Raw genomic sequence first — 13,973 nt, 5'->3', positions numbered from 1 at the left:
CAACATGTCCATCGTCCGCTATCTCACCCACCCGCAGGTGCAAATCGACCCTGACGTGCCGGTGCCGCAATGGGGTCTCAGTCCGGTCGGGCGGGCGCGCACTGAAGCGGCGGCGAATGCGGGCTGGCTCGCAAGCACCACGCAGATCATCGCGAGCGGCGAGCGCAAGGCGATTGAGACCGCCGAGATCATCGCCGCCCGTCTCGGTGTCATGATCGAGATCCGTGAGGCCATGCACGAGAACGACCGCTCGGCGACCGGCTTCCTGAAGCCGGCCGAGTTCGAGGTCGTCGCCGATCGGTTCTTCGCCGCGCCCGATCTCAGCGTTCGCGGCTGGGAGCGCGCCGTGGATGCACAGGCGCGCATCGTGCGCGAGGCCGAGGCCGTGCTGGCGCGCGATCGTCCCGGCGACGTCCTGTTCGTCGGCCACGGCGCGGTCGGCACGCTGCTGTTCTGTTCGTATGGCGGCCATCCCATCGATCGCGCCCACGATCAGCCGGCGGGCGGCGGCAATTGCTTTGCGTTCGCACGGGAGGGGCGCCGTATCCTGCATGGCTGGCGCAGGATGGAAGAGATCGGAGCATAGCGCCGCGGCGCGTGGGGCTATTTCGATGTCGGTTTCGACGGCGCGGGAGCCAGCCCCATGCAGCGCTGCACCTCGCTGGGGACGTTGTAGGTGCGCATGATGTGGCGGCTGTCCCGCAAGCCGGTCGCCTCACGCTGCACCACGAACATCCAGAGCGCCTGGCCGGCTTCCATCACCAGCTTGCGCCGCGCCGGCTGCATCGAGACCGGAACTTCCGGTCGCGCGTGAGCGGCGTCGAACTCGCGCAAACGCGTCAGCGCCTGTTCGAGCGTGCGGCCCATCCGCCCAAGCGCCGAGGCTTGTTCCTGGACGATCTCATAATGGAGGATGTCGACAGGCGGGCGAAGATCACGGGACATGGCCGCAAATATAGTGCCGCCTGTCCCGTCTGCGCAACGCGCTGCTACTTCGTCCGATACGCCGCCAGGAACATCCGCGTCGCGCTGCCGACCACCTCGGTCATGCGCTGTTCCGACGGTGCGGGCGCAGCCTGGAAGACAAAGGGCAGGAAGAGTGATGCCTTGCACAGCTCCATGAACTGGGAGGCGGCAAGATCGCAATCGTCGATCTTGAGATTGCCGCAAGCGACATGGGCTTTGAGATAGTTGGAGAGGCGGTTGATCGACTTGTCCAGCACCCGCGCATAATAGCGGCGGCCGACATCGGGCATGCGCTCGGCGATCGCCATCACGGTGCGGATCGCCGATCCGCCGCCGGGCCGGCAGAGCAACTGGATGTAGGCCCGGCCGAACTCCTTCAGCGTGGTCTCGACATCGCGCGCCGGATCGAAAGTGAACACGACCTGGCCGTGCTGGAGCGCCTCCTGCTCGAGGATGGCTTCGAACAGCGCGCATTTGTCGGCGAAGTAGACGTAGAGCGTGCCCTTGGAGACCTGCGCCGCGCGCGCGATCTCGCCCATGCTGGCGCCGTCGAAACCGAGATCCATGAACACCTTACGGGCGCCGTCGAGAATCTGGCGGCGCTTGGAGCTGTCCTCCTCTTGGAGGACGTGCAGATGTTCGCCGGCAGCTACAACCATTGGTTCAGGGTCTCGGAAGGTTTTTGAGTCGGGTCTGCGGCCATGAAACCCGAATAAAGGATTCTCGTCAGTAGGGTCCGGCCGGGAATATTATGTATATTGACCGAACCGTTCGGTCAATGGTATTTGGATCAGCGAGCGGAGAGCGGGCTAGAAGCCTGCCGTCTCTTTGATCGCGCTTTTTTTGGGGAGGCCTTTATGGCCGTATCGAGAGACCAGGCTGCGCGCGTCCTTCGCCAGGAAGCGGTGGAGGCCCACGCGGGCGGTGACGCTGCGATCGAGGGCTCTGCACCCCTTGCCGAGCAATTGCGCGCCCATGTGGCCGAGGAGGCCAAGCGCCGCACCGCCGAGGCGCCGGAAAGGCCCGCGACCGACAAGCCGGCCGCACCCGCCGCCAGCGCGCCCAAGGCCGGCAAGCGCAAATTCGTCCTGATGGGCGTTGGTCTGGTGCTGGCGCTCGCGGCCGCGAGCTACGCCGGCTACTACACGCTGGTCGGACGTTTCTACATCGCGACCGACGACGCCTATGTCCGCGCCAACAACACCATGCTGGGCGCGCGTGTGTCCGGACACATCGCCGCGGTCCTTGCCGGCGACAACACGCCGGTGAAAGCCGGCGACATCGTGCTGCGCATCGACGACGGTGATTACAAGATCGCCGTCGATGCCGCCGCAACGAAGATCGCGACCCAGCAGGCCACCATCGATCGCATCGGCCGCCAGATCGCGGCGCTCGACAGCCAGGTGGCGCAGGCCAAGGCGCAGCTTGTCTCGGCCCAGGCGGGCCTCAAGCGCGCCGATCTCGATTACGAGCGCCAGCAGGCCCTGAGCAACAAGGGGTTTGCCTCGCGCGCCACCTTCGAGAGTTCGGAAGCCGGTCGCGACCAGGGCGCCGCCGCGGTCAAGGCCGCGCAGGCTGCCTACGACGTTGCCGTCAGCAATGTGGACGTCGCCAAGGCTCAGCAGGCCGAAGCGCAGGCCCAGCTCGCCGAACTCAAGACCACGCTCGCCAAGGCCGAGCGCGATCTCGCCTTCACGGCGGTGCGCGCGCCGGTCGACGGCACGTTCTCGAACCGTCTCGTCAACACCGGCGACTTCATCGCGGTCGGCCAGCGCCTCGGCAATGTCGTGCCGCTCGATGACGTCTATATCGACGCCAACTTCAAGGAAACCCAGCTCAAGCGCATCCGTCCCGGCCAGCCGGTGACGATCAAGGTGGATGCCTACGGCATGCGCAAGTTCTCCGGCGTGGTCGACAGCATCGCGGCGGGCGCGGGCTCCGTGTTCACGCTGCTGCCGCCGGACAACGCCACCGGCAACTTCACCAAGATCGTGCAGCGCGTGCCGGTCCGCATCCGCGTGCCGAAGTCGGTGGCGAAGCAGAACCTGCTGCGTGCCGGCATGTCGGTCTATGCGACCGTCGACACCAACAAGGGCGCGGCCGACGCCGACAGCGAGGTCGATCTCGACGATCCCACCGCGATCCACCCGCAGTAAACCGCAATCCCAGCGCTGCGAGGTCGGACCATGGCCAATGCCACGACTGCTTCACCTGCCATGATGGCGGCCCCCGCTTCGGACCGCATCGCGCCGAAGCGGCTGTTCGCCTTCATCATCATGGTGTTCGGGATGTTCATGTCGATCCTGGACATCCAGATCGTCTCGGCGTCCTTGAGCGAAATCCAGGCCGGCCTGTCGGCGAGCTCCAGTGAAGTCTCCTGGGTGCAGACCGCCTACCTGATCGCCGAAGTCATCGCGATCCCGCTGTCGGGATTCCTGTCGCGCGCCTTCGGCACGCGGCTCTTGTTCGCGATCTCGGCGGCCGGCTTCACCATCTCGAGCCTGCTCTGCGGCTTCGCGACCACCATCGAGGAGATGATCCTCTGGCGCGCGCTGCAGGGATTCCTCGGCGCCGGCATGATCCCGACGGTGTTCGCCTCGGCCTATACCGTCTTCCCGCGAACGAAATTCCACATCGTCGGCCCCATCATCGGGCTTGTCGCGACGCTCGCGCCCACGATCGGTCCGACGGTCGGCGGCTACATCACCGACCTGATGTCCTGGAACTGGCTGTTCTTCATCAACGTCGTGCCCGGCATCGGCATCACCGTCGGCGTGCTGGCGCTGGTCGATTTCGACGAGCCGCATTTCGAATTGCTCGACCGCTTCGACTGGTGGGGCCTGTTGTTCATGGCCGGCTTCCTCGGCACGCTCGAATACGTGCTGGAGGAGGGCCCGCAATACGAATGGATGCAGGATACCTCGGTCGCGATCTGCGCCTGGATCTGCGCGATCTCGGCGATCGCCTTCTTCTGGCGCGTCTTCACGGCGGCCGAACCGATCGTCAATCTGCGTACCTTCTCCAACCGCAATTTCGCGATCGGCTGCGTGCTGCAGTTCTGCATCGGCATCGGCCTCTACGGCCTGACCTACATCTATCCGCGCTATCTCGCCGAAGTGCGCGGCTACAGCGCGCTGATGATCGGCGAGACCATGTTCGTCTCCGGCATCACCATGTTCTTGGTCGCGCCGCTGGTCGGCCGTCTCATGGTGAAGATCGACATGCGCTACATGATCGCATTCGGCCTCGTCGTGTTCGCGATCGGCTCCTATCAGATGACCTGGATCACCCGCGACTACGATTTCTACGAGCTGCTGGTGCCGCAGATCCTGCGCGGCGTCGGCATGATGTTCGCGATGGTGCCGACCAACAACATCGCGCTCGGTACGCTGGCGCCGGACCGGGTGAAGAACGCCTCGGGCCTGTTCAACCTGATGCGCAACCTCGGCGGCGCGGTCGGGCTCGCCGTCATCAACACCGTGCTCAACGACCGCACCGATTTGCACATCAGCCGCCTCCAGGAGCGCGTGACCTGGGGCAACGCCACCGCGACCGAAACCCTCACCATGTTCATGCAGAAGTTCCAGGGGCTCGGCGATTCCACGCTGATGGCGATGAAGCAGCTCTCCCAGCTGGTGCACCGCCAGGCCGTGGTGATGAGCTTCGGCGATGCCTTCTTCGTGCTGACGCTGTTCTATCTCGGTCTCAGCCTGCTGGTGACGCTGCTGAGCAAGCCGGTTTCGCCGACCGCCGGCGGCGACGCGCACTGACGCTACGCAAATCCCGCGAGCCACGCTCGGTGTCATCGTCCGGCCCGACCGGACGATCCAGTATTCCAGAGGCCGGCGTTAGAGAGCTCGCTCTCGCCACATCCGTCGCGGCGTACTGGATGCCCCGGTCAAGCCGGGGCATGACAGCGGAGAGCGAGGCGATGTCCACGCACCAAAGCTGTGAGCGTCGGCACCGTAGACCAAATTGCAACACTCATCCGTGATCTTGCGTGGGCCCCGTTGCAAAGCGCGAGCGGCACATCTATAAAGCGCACCTCATTCAATCGAACCGGGAGGGATTTGCATGATTTCGTCGCATTCGCAGATCGTACGCCCGCGCTCGATGATCGTCTGGTTCGGTATGTACGCGGCCTGCTAGAGGCCTCTTCCGCCAGCTTCGATTGGGCGCCACGTCCCGATCGCTCCGCTTCCCAAGTCAAATTCAGTTTTATGTGACGCCGTCCCGGGCCTCTGGCCGGCTTGCGTCCATCGATGGAGCCGGACCGCGCGAAGCGGCCGGATGATGCCATGACCGCTCTGTCAAAAAAGCCCGCGGCGATCCGCGTGGTGCTGCCCTTCGTGTTCCGGCACTGGCTGAAGCAGCCGGGGCGCGGCCTCGTCGTGGCCGGCGGCCTGCTGGGTGCGACGGTTGCCGACCTGTTCATGCCTGTATTCTCGGGGCAGCTGGTCGACGCGTTGACGCGCGGCCCGTCCGATCCTGCTGCACGCCATGCCGCTCTGGTGGCCTTCGGCGCCATCGTGGCGCTGGGCGCGGCCGCCGTGGTGCTGCGGCTGACCGGCCTGCAGGCGATCGTGCCGTTCACGCTCAAGACCATGTCGGACGTCGCACAGGAGACCTTCGCACGCGTGCAGCGTTTCTCCACCGACTGGCACGCCAACTCCTTCGCGGGCTCCACCGTGCGCAAGATCACGCGCGGCATGTGGGCGCTCGACCTGCTCAACGACACCATCCTGATGGCGTTGGCGCCGTCGCTGCTGGTGTTGATCGGCTCGATGGTCCTGATCGGACTGCACTGGGCTTCGCTCGGGCTCGTGATAGCGGTGGGGGCGATCTTCTACGTCACCATCACCGTCGTGTTTTCGACGCGCTACATCGCGCCGGCCGCGCGAGTCTCGAATGCGTGGGACACCAAGGTCGGCGGCACGCTGGCGGACGCGCTCACCTGCAACGCGGTGGTGAAATCCTTCGGCGCCGAGCTGCGCGAGGATGTGCGACTTGCGCGCGTCGTCGGCCGCTGGCGGGTGCGCGTGCGGCGGACCTGGCTCCGCTACAACTACACGGCCATGGCGCAGCTGTCGCTGCTGCTATGCCTGCGCGCGTCGGTCATCGGCGGTTCGGTGCTGCTGTGGATGTACGGCCACGCCTCGCCCGGCGACGTCACCTACGTGCTGACCAGCTACTACATCATCCACGCCTATTTGCGTGACGTCGGCATGCACATCAACAACCTGCAGCGTTCGGTCAACGACATGGACGAGCTGGTGGCGATCCACGCCGAGCCCATCGGGATCGCCGATGCCGAGGACGCACGGCCGATTGCGATCGAAGGCGGCGAGATCGAGTTCGACGACGTCACGTTCCATTATGGCGGTCATCACGCGCCGCTGTATGACGGCTTGTCGGTGAAGATCCGCGCCGGCGAACGGGTCGGCCTGGTCGGCCGCTCCGGCTCCGGCAAGACCACTTTCGTCAAGCTGGTGCAACGGCTCTACGACGTCACCGGCGGCCGCGTGCTGATCGACGGGCAGGACATCGCGCACGCGACGCAGCAATCGCTGCGCAGCCAGGTCGCGATCGTGCAGCAGGACCCGATCCTGTTTCACCGCTCGCTCGCCGAGAACATCGCCTATGGCCGGCCCGGCGCCAGCCTGGAGGCGATCGAGCAGGCGGCGCGGCTTGCGAATGCGCACGACTTCATCCTGCGCCTGCCGAAGGGCTACGGCACCCTCGTCGGCGAGCGCGGCGTGAAGCTGTCGGGTGGCGAGCGGCAGCGCGTGGCGCTGGCGCGGGCTTTCCTGGCGGATGCGCCGGTGCTGATCCTGGACGAGGCGACCTCGAGCCTGGATTCGGAATCGGAGGCGCTGATCCAGCAGGCGATGGAGCGGTTGATGAAGGGCCGCACCTCGATCGTGATCGCGCACCGGCTGTCGACGGTGAGGAGCCTCGACCGCATCCTGGTGTTCGACCGCGGCGAAATCGTCGAGCAGGGCACGCATGCCCTGCTCGCGGGCAAGCCGGGCGGCATCTATCGCAGCCTGTTCGAGCGCCAGGTGGTGGAGCTCGGGCATATCGCAGCGGCGGAGTGACAGGCACGGGGCTGACGGACGAGGGTCCGAAAGCCACGTTGCCGGAAATGGAACGAGATGAAGGACCTGACACGCGGCTCGATCGTGAGCCACATTCTGAGCATGGCGCCCCCGATCGTGATCGGCATGATCACGATCATGATCTGCCAGCTGGTCGACCTGTACTTCGTCTCTGGCCTGGGCGAGGGGGCGATCGCCGGCGTCGCCGCGGCCGGCAATGCCGGATTTCTCGTCAACGCGCTGATGCAGGTGCTCGGTGTTGGCACGGTGGCGCTGATGTCGCACGCCGTGGGGCGCAAGGATCGGGCCGACGCCAACCTCGTCTTCAACCAGTCGGTCGCGCTGTCGGTGCTGTTCGGGCTGCTGACCCTGGTTGCGGGCTTCGCGCTGTCGCGCCCCTATATGCGCGCGGTCGCGGCCGATGACGCGACGGTCGAGGCCGGCACCGTTTACCTGCTCTGGTTCATGCCTGCGCTGGCGCTGCAATTCGCCTCGCAAGTGATGGCGTCCGCGTTGCGGGCGACCGGCATCGTGCGGCCGAGCATGCTGGTGCAGGCGCTGGCGGTGGCAATCAACATCGCGCTGGCGCCGGTGCTGATCTCGGGCTGGGGCACCGGGCATGCGCTCGGCGTCGCCGGAGCCGGCCTTGCGAGCTCGATCGCCGTCTTCATCGGCGTGCTGATGCTGTTCGGGTATTTCCTCAGGCTGGAGCGCTACGTCGCCTTCCATCCTGCGCAATGGCGGCCGCAGCCTCGACAGTGGAGGCGAATCCTCAATGTCGGCCTGCCCGCAGGCGGCGAGTTCGTGATGGTCTTCATCATCATGGCCGTGGGCTATTACGTGCTGAGCACCTTCGGTCCGGCGGCGCAGGCCGGATTCGGCATCGGGACGCGCGTCCTTGGCCTGATCCAGATGCCGGCGCTTGCCGTTGCCCTCGCCGCAGGGCCGATCGCCGGTCAGAATTTCGGCGCCGGCAACGGCGCGCGGGTGCGCGAGACCTTCGTCAAGGCAGCGCTGATCGCGACCGCCGTGATGATCGTTCTCATGATCCTGGCGCAACTCGCGCCGGGCTTGTTGCTGGCCGGCTTCTCGCAAGACCGGGACACGATGGCGGTCGCGTCGCTCTTCCTGCGGATCGTCTCGTTCAACATGGTGGCGCAGGGGCTGATCTTCACATGCTCCAGCATGTTCCAGGGACTCGGCAACACCAAGCCGGTGTTGTGGACATCGGCGATGCGGGTCCTGACATATTCGCTGCCGTCGATCTGGCTCTCGACGTGGCCGGGCTTCCGGATGGAGCACGTCTGGTACTTGTCGATCACGACGACAACGCTGCAGGCAGGCCTGAGCGTCTGGTTGCTCCGCCGCGAGTTCGACAAGCGCCTGGCGTTGCCGCCGCAGGCGAAGATCGCAGAACCTTTGGTCGTCGGGTCGGCCGCACCGCCCATGCGCGAGCCTGCGTAGCAACGGCTTGTTCCATCCCCGCCGCTCCGGCTAGTTTGCCGTGTTGCGGGGATGGCGGCTGCATAAGGACGGAATGAACGGGCTGGCGAACGAGCAGAAGCGGGTGTCCTGGCTCGCGATGATCTGGGCAGCGCGCTACCGCACGCCGGCCCGCTTCGTCGCGCTGATCGCGCTGCTTCTGCCGTGGAGCACGACGGGGCTGACATTCGCACTCACACCCTGGCTGATTGCCTTCGCCTTCGTCGATCTCCGCGAATTCCCGCGCTCGCTGCTTCGCCCGATCTGCCTGCTCCCGATCGCGCTGGTCGTGCTCGCCGCGGTGGGCACGCTCTGGTCGGATGCGCCCTGGCCGGAGCGAATCCACGCGATCGGGCCGGCAGCCAAGCTGCTGGTCATTCCGCTCCTGATCTACCAGTTCGAGCGTTGGCCCTACGGCCATTGGGTGTTTTCCGCCTTCCTGGTGTCCTGCACGGCCTTGATGCTCTATTCCTTTGCCGTTGCCATCGACCCCTCACTCTCGCTGAAGCTCTATCTGTCGCGCGGGCCGTACAAGGTCGAAAGCGGGATCGCGGTGCGCAACTATATCGATCAGAGCCAGGAATTCGCGCTCTGTGCGCTGGCGCTGGTCTATCCGATCGTGTCGCTGCTGCGACAAGGTCGCTCCTGCAGTGCGGCGGTGCTCACGGCACTGGTGATCGGATTCCTCGCCAACATGATCTTCGTCGTGGTCTCGCGCACGGCGTTGGTGACGCTACCGATCCTGGTGCTGGTGTTCGCGCTGCTGCATCTGCACCTGCGTACAGCCCTGCTTGCTTTCGGCGCGATGGCACTGCTGGCCGTGCTGCTCCTGGCTGTGTCGCCGCATCTGCGCATCACGGTTGCCAAGTTCCAGACTGACTATGAAATGAGCGTGCTGGATGGTCAGGTCAGCGGCATGGGCTCGCGTCTGGAATATTGGCGGAAGTCGCTTCGCTTCATCGCCGATGCGCCGCTGGTGGGCCATGGCACCGGCTCGATCCGCCCCCTGTTCGCCGGCGCGGCTGCCGATGCACAGATCGATCCGTTGCGCACGGAGATCGTCAGCAACCCGCACAATCAGACCCTCAGCGTGGCCGTGCAGTGGGGCGTCGTCGGTGTCCTGATCCTCTACGCACTCTGGTTTGCGCATCTGTTGCTGTTTCGCGGCGAGGGGCTGGCCTGCTGGGTCGGCTTGCTGGTCGTGGTGCAGAACATGCTGACCTCACTGCTCAACACCCATCTGTTCGACTTCACGCCGGGCTGGATCTACGTGCTCGGCGTCGGTGTCGCCGGCGGCATGGCGCTCGCCAAAAGGCCCTAGGAGCTAGAGCGCGCCGAGACTGTTCCAGACGAGGGTGAGACCCGACAGGAACAGCAGGCCGAGCACGACATCGCCGAAATGCTTGTCGTTGAGGGCGTGATAGACCCGCGCGCCGGCCCAGGCGCCGATCAGCGTGCCGGGAAACGCCACCATCGCGAGCCAGATCACCTTGAGCTCGACGAGACCCGATGCGGTCTGCAGCAGCAGCGCGGTCGCCAGCACCGTGAAATTGAAAAGCTGGAAGATGCCGCGCCGCTCGTGCTTGTTCCAGCCGCGGATGTTGGCCCACAGGATCGGCAGCGGCCCGGACAAGCCGGCGAGGCCGCCCAGAATACCGCCGGCAAAGCCGATCGCGCCGTCGGCGATGCGGCCGCCGAACTTGATCGCGAGCGGCCTCTTGTTCAAGTAGAGCGCGCTCGAGAAGAGCAGGATCAGGACGCCGACGCTCAGCTTGAACACTTTTGGATCGGCCGAGGCGATCAGCATGGTCCCCAGCGGCACGCCGAGCAGTCCTCCGATCAGGAACGGCCAGACCAGCGAGAGGTCAAAGCTCTTCCACATCGACGGCAATGTCGAAGTCTGCGCGATCACCGAGCAGATCAGCACCAGGGGCACCGCGAGCGAGGGCGGAAGCACGTAGAGCCAGATGCCGAGCGCCATCAGCGCCGTGCCGAATCCGGCCAGCCCCGAGACGAAGCCGCCGGCCAATGCGCCGAGCGGCAGCAGGACGTAGGTCAGAGTGTCCAACTGAGTGTCCTTTGCAGCGATCCCGAATTGTTGATCGCCATTGCCCGCATAGCACGGCTGCCGACGTGCAAGTCAATCCATGGCGCACGCAAGCGTGATCTGCGGTGTCGGGCGTTCGTGGAAGACGCGCCTACATGACGCTCGTACTTCAAAACCCGGGGCCGCCCGCCGCGATCATGCTCACTGACCGGCCAGCCTCGGACGAGATGACGGAGAATGACCATGACCCGTACCAACATCGCCGTTGCGGCTGCATTTTTGTCGGCAGCGGCGTTGATGCCGACATTTGCCCAGGCTCAGTTTTCGGAGCCTGCGGCCTATCAGGCCGCTCATCCCGATCGCGATGTGCTGAATGGCGGCCAGCTCACGCCCGCGGGACGCGCGGCCCGCGGCGAGACAGCGGCGCCGACCGAAGCCTATGCGGCTTATCCGTCGGGTGCGACCCCGGCCGTTCGCCCCCGCCACCGCCGTCACCACCGCTGAGAAGAGTCTAGACGATCTGCCTGGTGTCGGCGGGCTTCTGCAGCGCGCCAACCAGGATGCGCAGCGCTTCCGTCAATTCAGACCTGTTCCGTGCCGCCCCGAGCGAGACGCGCGCGGCGTGCGGCGGTGTCCCGTCGACGATGAAGGCATCGGCGGCGACGACCGCCAGTCCATTGCGGAGCAGATGGGCGGCGACATCGGGCTGGCCCCCGGGCAATCGCAGCCAAAGATGATGCGCTGCGGGCTTGGCCAGGAATTGGAAGCCTTTCAGGGTGCGCTGCGCGAGCTGTTGTCGGCCGATCGCCTCGTTGCGGATGGCCGTGATGATCCGATCGGCAATCCCGTTTTCGATCCAATGGGTCACCAGCGCAACCATCAGCGGCGCTGGCATCTGCACGGTCGCCTGCAAATAGGCACGCATCTCCCGCTGCGCGTCGCTGTCGGGCGTCACCAGATAGGCAACGCGCAGCGCCGGCGCGATGCATTTCGACAGCGTGGTCGCAAGATAAGTCCGCTCCGGAATGAGGTTTGCAATCGGCACGGCCGAGCGGTCGAGCAGCCCGTAAGCGTCGTCCTCGATCAGGATCGTGTCGCTATCTCGGATGATCTTCGCGATGGCGCCGCGCCGCTCGGGCGAGAGCGTCGCGGTGGTCGGGTTGTGCAGCGTCGGAATGAGATAGACGGCCTTCGGCCTGTGCGTGCGGCAGGCCTTTGCCAGCGCATCGGGCAGGATGCCGCCGTCATCCATGGCGACGCCGACGAGCTTGATGCCGAGCCGCACTGCTGCGGCCTTGATGCCGGGGAATGTCAGCGCTTCCGTCAGCACGACATCACCAGGCCGCGCAAGGTGCGCGAGCAGGTTGAACAGGATCGTTTGCGCGCCGGGACAGATCACGAGCCTGTCCGCATGTGCGTGCGGGACCCGTGAACGCATCCAGCGCGCGGCCACTTCGCGCTCATGCGCGCTGCCGCCGGGCGGCTGATAGTTCAGAAATGCGGTCAGGCCCGATTGCGCGCGGAGCGCTTCCATCCCGGCGATGATGCGCTCGTCGAGCTGCGCCTCCAGCGGATGCGGCGGCACGTTCATCGACAGGTCGATCGCGACGGGATGCGGCAGGTCGACCGCGCGGCGCGCGCTGGTCTCCGACACGAACGATCCCTGTCCGACCCGCGCCTCCATGATGCCGCGGCGCCGCGCCTCGGTGTAGGCGCGCGTCACCGTGGTGAGGTCGATGCCCAGCGCCTTCGCCAGCGCGCGCTGGGTCGGCAGCTGCTGGCCGCGCACGAGCCGGCCGGCGGCAATGTCGGTCTCCATAGCTTCAACGATGCGCTGGTAGCGCGGGCCCGACAGCTCCGAGATTGTAGGGGTCCAATCCATGCAATTTAGGTCCATATCCTTTGAATGTATGGATAGAGGATATTATTGTATGGATTATCAAAAAGGAAGAGGTGTGGTCATGGCGACCGGTTCGATCTCTCTGGCGAAGGCGATGTGGCGCGGCTTCCGCGGCAAATGTCCGAACTGCGGCGAGGGCCATCTGTTCGGCCGCTTCCTGAAGGTGGCCGACGCTTGCGACCATTGCGGCGAGGAGCTGTTTCACCAGCGTGCCGACGACCTCCCCGCCTATCTCGTGATCGTCGTGGTCGGCCATCTCGTGGTGCCGGCGATCCTCGCGGTCGAGACCGCCTACGCGCCGCCGGAGTGGCTGCAACTCGCGGTCTGGCTGCCGGTGACGCTGTTCGCCTCGCTCGCGCTGCTGCAGCCGACCAAGGGCGCCATCGTGGGCCTGCAATGGCAGATCGGCATGCACGGTTTCGAAGCTGGCAAGCTGCGGCGCGAAGCCACTGGGTTCGCGCCTGTCCTTGTGAAGGTGGACTCGCGCGCCTGAGCTGGAGGCGTTTACATCGCGGGTGCCGCCGTTACACTCCATCGTACAAACAAGAACGATGGAAACGCCGATGGCCGCACGCGCGAAGACTTTTCTACTCTGTCACGGCGCGTGGTCCGGCGGGTGGGCCTGGAAGAAGATGCATTCGCTGATGGCCGGGGCCGGTCACCGCCTGGTGGCGCCGACCTATACGGGCCTCGGCGAACGCGCCCATCTCGCCAGCCCCGCGATCGATCTCGACACGCACATCGAGGACATCCTCAATGTCATCACATTCGAGGATCTCAGCGACATCGTGCTGCTCGGCCACAGCTATGGCGGCATGGTCGCAACCGGCGTTGCCGATCGTGCGCGCGAGCGCGTGACGCAACTGATCTATCTCGATGCCTTCGTGCCGCGCGACGGCCAGTCGCTGTTCGACCTCAACGAAGCCGGCCGCGAGCCGATGCGCAGGGCCGCTGCCGCCGGTGACGGCTATCGCATCCCGCCGAACCCGCCGCCGCCGGATACGCCGCAGGCCGATCTCGACTGGCTCAACGCTCGCCGGGTCGCGATGCCCATCAAGTGCTTCGAGACCAGGCTGAAGCTCGCGCATGGCGAGCCGGCGATCCCGCGCAGCTACATCTATTGCACCCGCATTCCGCCGGGCGACGTGTTCGGACAGTTCGCCACGCGCACGAAGAGCGAGGAGGGCTGGCGCTATGTCGAGCTCGACGCCAGCCATGCGCCGAACGTGACGGCGCCGGAGGCGCTGATGAAGGTGCTGAACGAGATCGTCGCCTGAAGGGCGACGAGATGGGGATGAATCGTCATCGCGCTTTAGCTTGTTGTTTGCGCATGATCTTTCCGGAAAACCGCTTCGCACGTTTCCGGATCATGCTTTAGCTCGTCATTCCGGGGCGCGCGAGCCCGAACTCAGGTGCGCAATTGCGCACCTGAGAATCCATTCCTCAGCCGACTACGCGCCCGATGGATTCCGGGCTCTCG

Annotated in this window: 13 protein-coding genes; 9 read left to right on the top strand and 4 right to left on the bottom strand. The window is 65.6% G+C overall.

Features of this window, described 5'->3' with window-relative positions; genetic code table 11:
* Positions 1 to 4 precede the first annotated feature (4 nt).
* A complete protein-coding gene (locus tag CO669_RS27795; protein ID WP_097663132.1) occupies positions 5 to 586 on the top strand; it encodes a histidine phosphatase family protein in 582 nt (193 codons plus the stop codon).
* 17 nt (positions 587 to 603) lie between these two features.
* Here the strand turns inward: CO669_RS27795 and CO669_RS27790 are convergent, their stop codons facing one another.
* Positions 604 to 945 (bottom strand): DUF6665 family protein, encoded by a 342-nt coding sequence (locus tag CO669_RS27790; protein ID WP_097663131.1) that lies wholly within the window; start codon positions 943 to 945, stop codon positions 604 to 606.
* Between the two features lie 44 nt (positions 946 to 989).
* Positions 990 to 1,625, bottom strand: coding sequence for a TetR/AcrR family transcriptional regulator (locus CO669_RS27785; protein WP_097663130.1), 636 nt, complete (start codon positions 1,623 to 1,625; stop codon positions 990 to 992).
* Positions 1,626 to 1,823: 198 nt separating this feature from the next.
* Between CO669_RS27785 and CO669_RS27780 the strand changes: the two genes are divergently transcribed.
* From CO669_RS27780 to CO669_RS27760, 5 genes are all read left to right on the top strand, one after another.
* The gene (locus CO669_RS27780) at positions 1,824 to 3,122 is read left to right on the top strand and encodes an HlyD family secretion protein (RefSeq protein WP_097663129.1); all 1,299 of its coding nucleotides are present in this window, start codon (positions 1,824 to 1,826) and stop codon (positions 3,120 to 3,122) included.
* A gap of 30 nt (positions 3,123 to 3,152) precedes the next feature.
* On the top strand, positions 3,153 to 4,736 hold the full coding sequence (locus tag CO669_RS27775) for a DHA2 family efflux MFS transporter permease subunit (RefSeq protein ID WP_097663128.1): 1,584 nt from the start codon (positions 3,153 to 3,155) through the stop codon (positions 4,734 to 4,736).
* A 528-nt stretch (positions 4,737 to 5,264) separates the two neighbouring features.
* Positions 5,265 to 7,064, top strand: coding sequence for an ABC transporter ATP-binding protein (locus tag CO669_RS27770; protein ID WP_097663159.1), 1,800 nt, complete (start codon positions 5,265 to 5,267; stop codon positions 7,062 to 7,064).
* A 57-nt stretch (positions 7,065 to 7,121) separates the two neighbouring features.
* Complete coding sequence (locus CO669_RS27765) at positions 7,122 to 8,528, top strand: MATE family efflux transporter (RefSeq protein WP_097663127.1); 1,407 nt, start codon at positions 7,122 to 7,124, stop codon at positions 8,526 to 8,528.
* Between the two features lie 73 nt (positions 8,529 to 8,601).
* Positions 8,602 to 9,867, top strand: a complete 1,266-nt coding sequence (locus CO669_RS27760) for an O-antigen ligase family protein (RefSeq protein WP_097663126.1) — start codon at positions 8,602 to 8,604, stop codon at positions 9,865 to 9,867.
* A gap of 3 nt (positions 9,868 to 9,870) precedes the next feature.
* Here CO669_RS27760 and CO669_RS27755 read toward each other — a convergent pair whose 3' ends face one another.
* A complete protein-coding gene (locus tag CO669_RS27755; protein WP_097663125.1) occupies positions 9,871 to 10,614 on the bottom strand; it encodes a sulfite exporter TauE/SafE family protein in 744 nt (247 codons plus the stop codon).
* Positions 10,615 to 10,836: 222 nt separating this feature from the next.
* Between CO669_RS27755 and CO669_RS27750 the strand changes: the two genes are divergently transcribed.
* On the top strand, positions 10,837 to 11,097 hold the full coding sequence (locus CO669_RS27750; protein WP_198964297.1) for a hypothetical protein: 261 nt from the start codon (positions 10,837 to 10,839) through the stop codon (positions 11,095 to 11,097).
* Between the two features lie 7 nt (positions 11,098 to 11,104).
* On the opposite strand, the gene CO669_RS27745 is transcribed toward CO669_RS27750, so the two are convergent.
* Positions 11,105 to 12,475: an aminotransferase-like domain-containing protein gene (locus CO669_RS27745; RefSeq protein ID WP_198964296.1), complete on the bottom strand. Its 1,371-nt coding sequence runs from the start codon at positions 12,473 to 12,475 to the stop codon at positions 11,105 to 11,107.
* 49 nt (positions 12,476 to 12,524) lie between these two features.
* Between CO669_RS27745 and CO669_RS27740 the strand changes: the two genes are divergently transcribed.
* Both CO669_RS27740 and CO669_RS27735 read left to right on the top strand, forming a co-directional pair.
* Positions 12,525 to 12,986, top strand: coding sequence for a DUF983 domain-containing protein (locus tag CO669_RS27740; protein ID WP_198964295.1), 462 nt, complete (start codon positions 12,525 to 12,527; stop codon positions 12,984 to 12,986).
* Between the two features lie 70 nt (positions 12,987 to 13,056).
* Entirely contained in the window at positions 13,057 to 13,770 is a 714-nt protein-coding gene (locus tag CO669_RS27735) for an alpha/beta fold hydrolase (protein WP_198964294.1), read from the top strand.
* Positions 13,771 to 13,973 lie beyond the last annotated feature (203 nt).

Source organism: Bradyrhizobium sp. Y36 (genome assembly GCF_002531575.1).
Taxonomy (GTDB): domain Bacteria; phylum Pseudomonadota; class Alphaproteobacteria; order Rhizobiales; family Xanthobacteraceae; genus Bradyrhizobium.
Note: the sequence above shows the minus strand (reverse complement) of the source record. Positions and strands in the feature narration are given on the sequence as shown.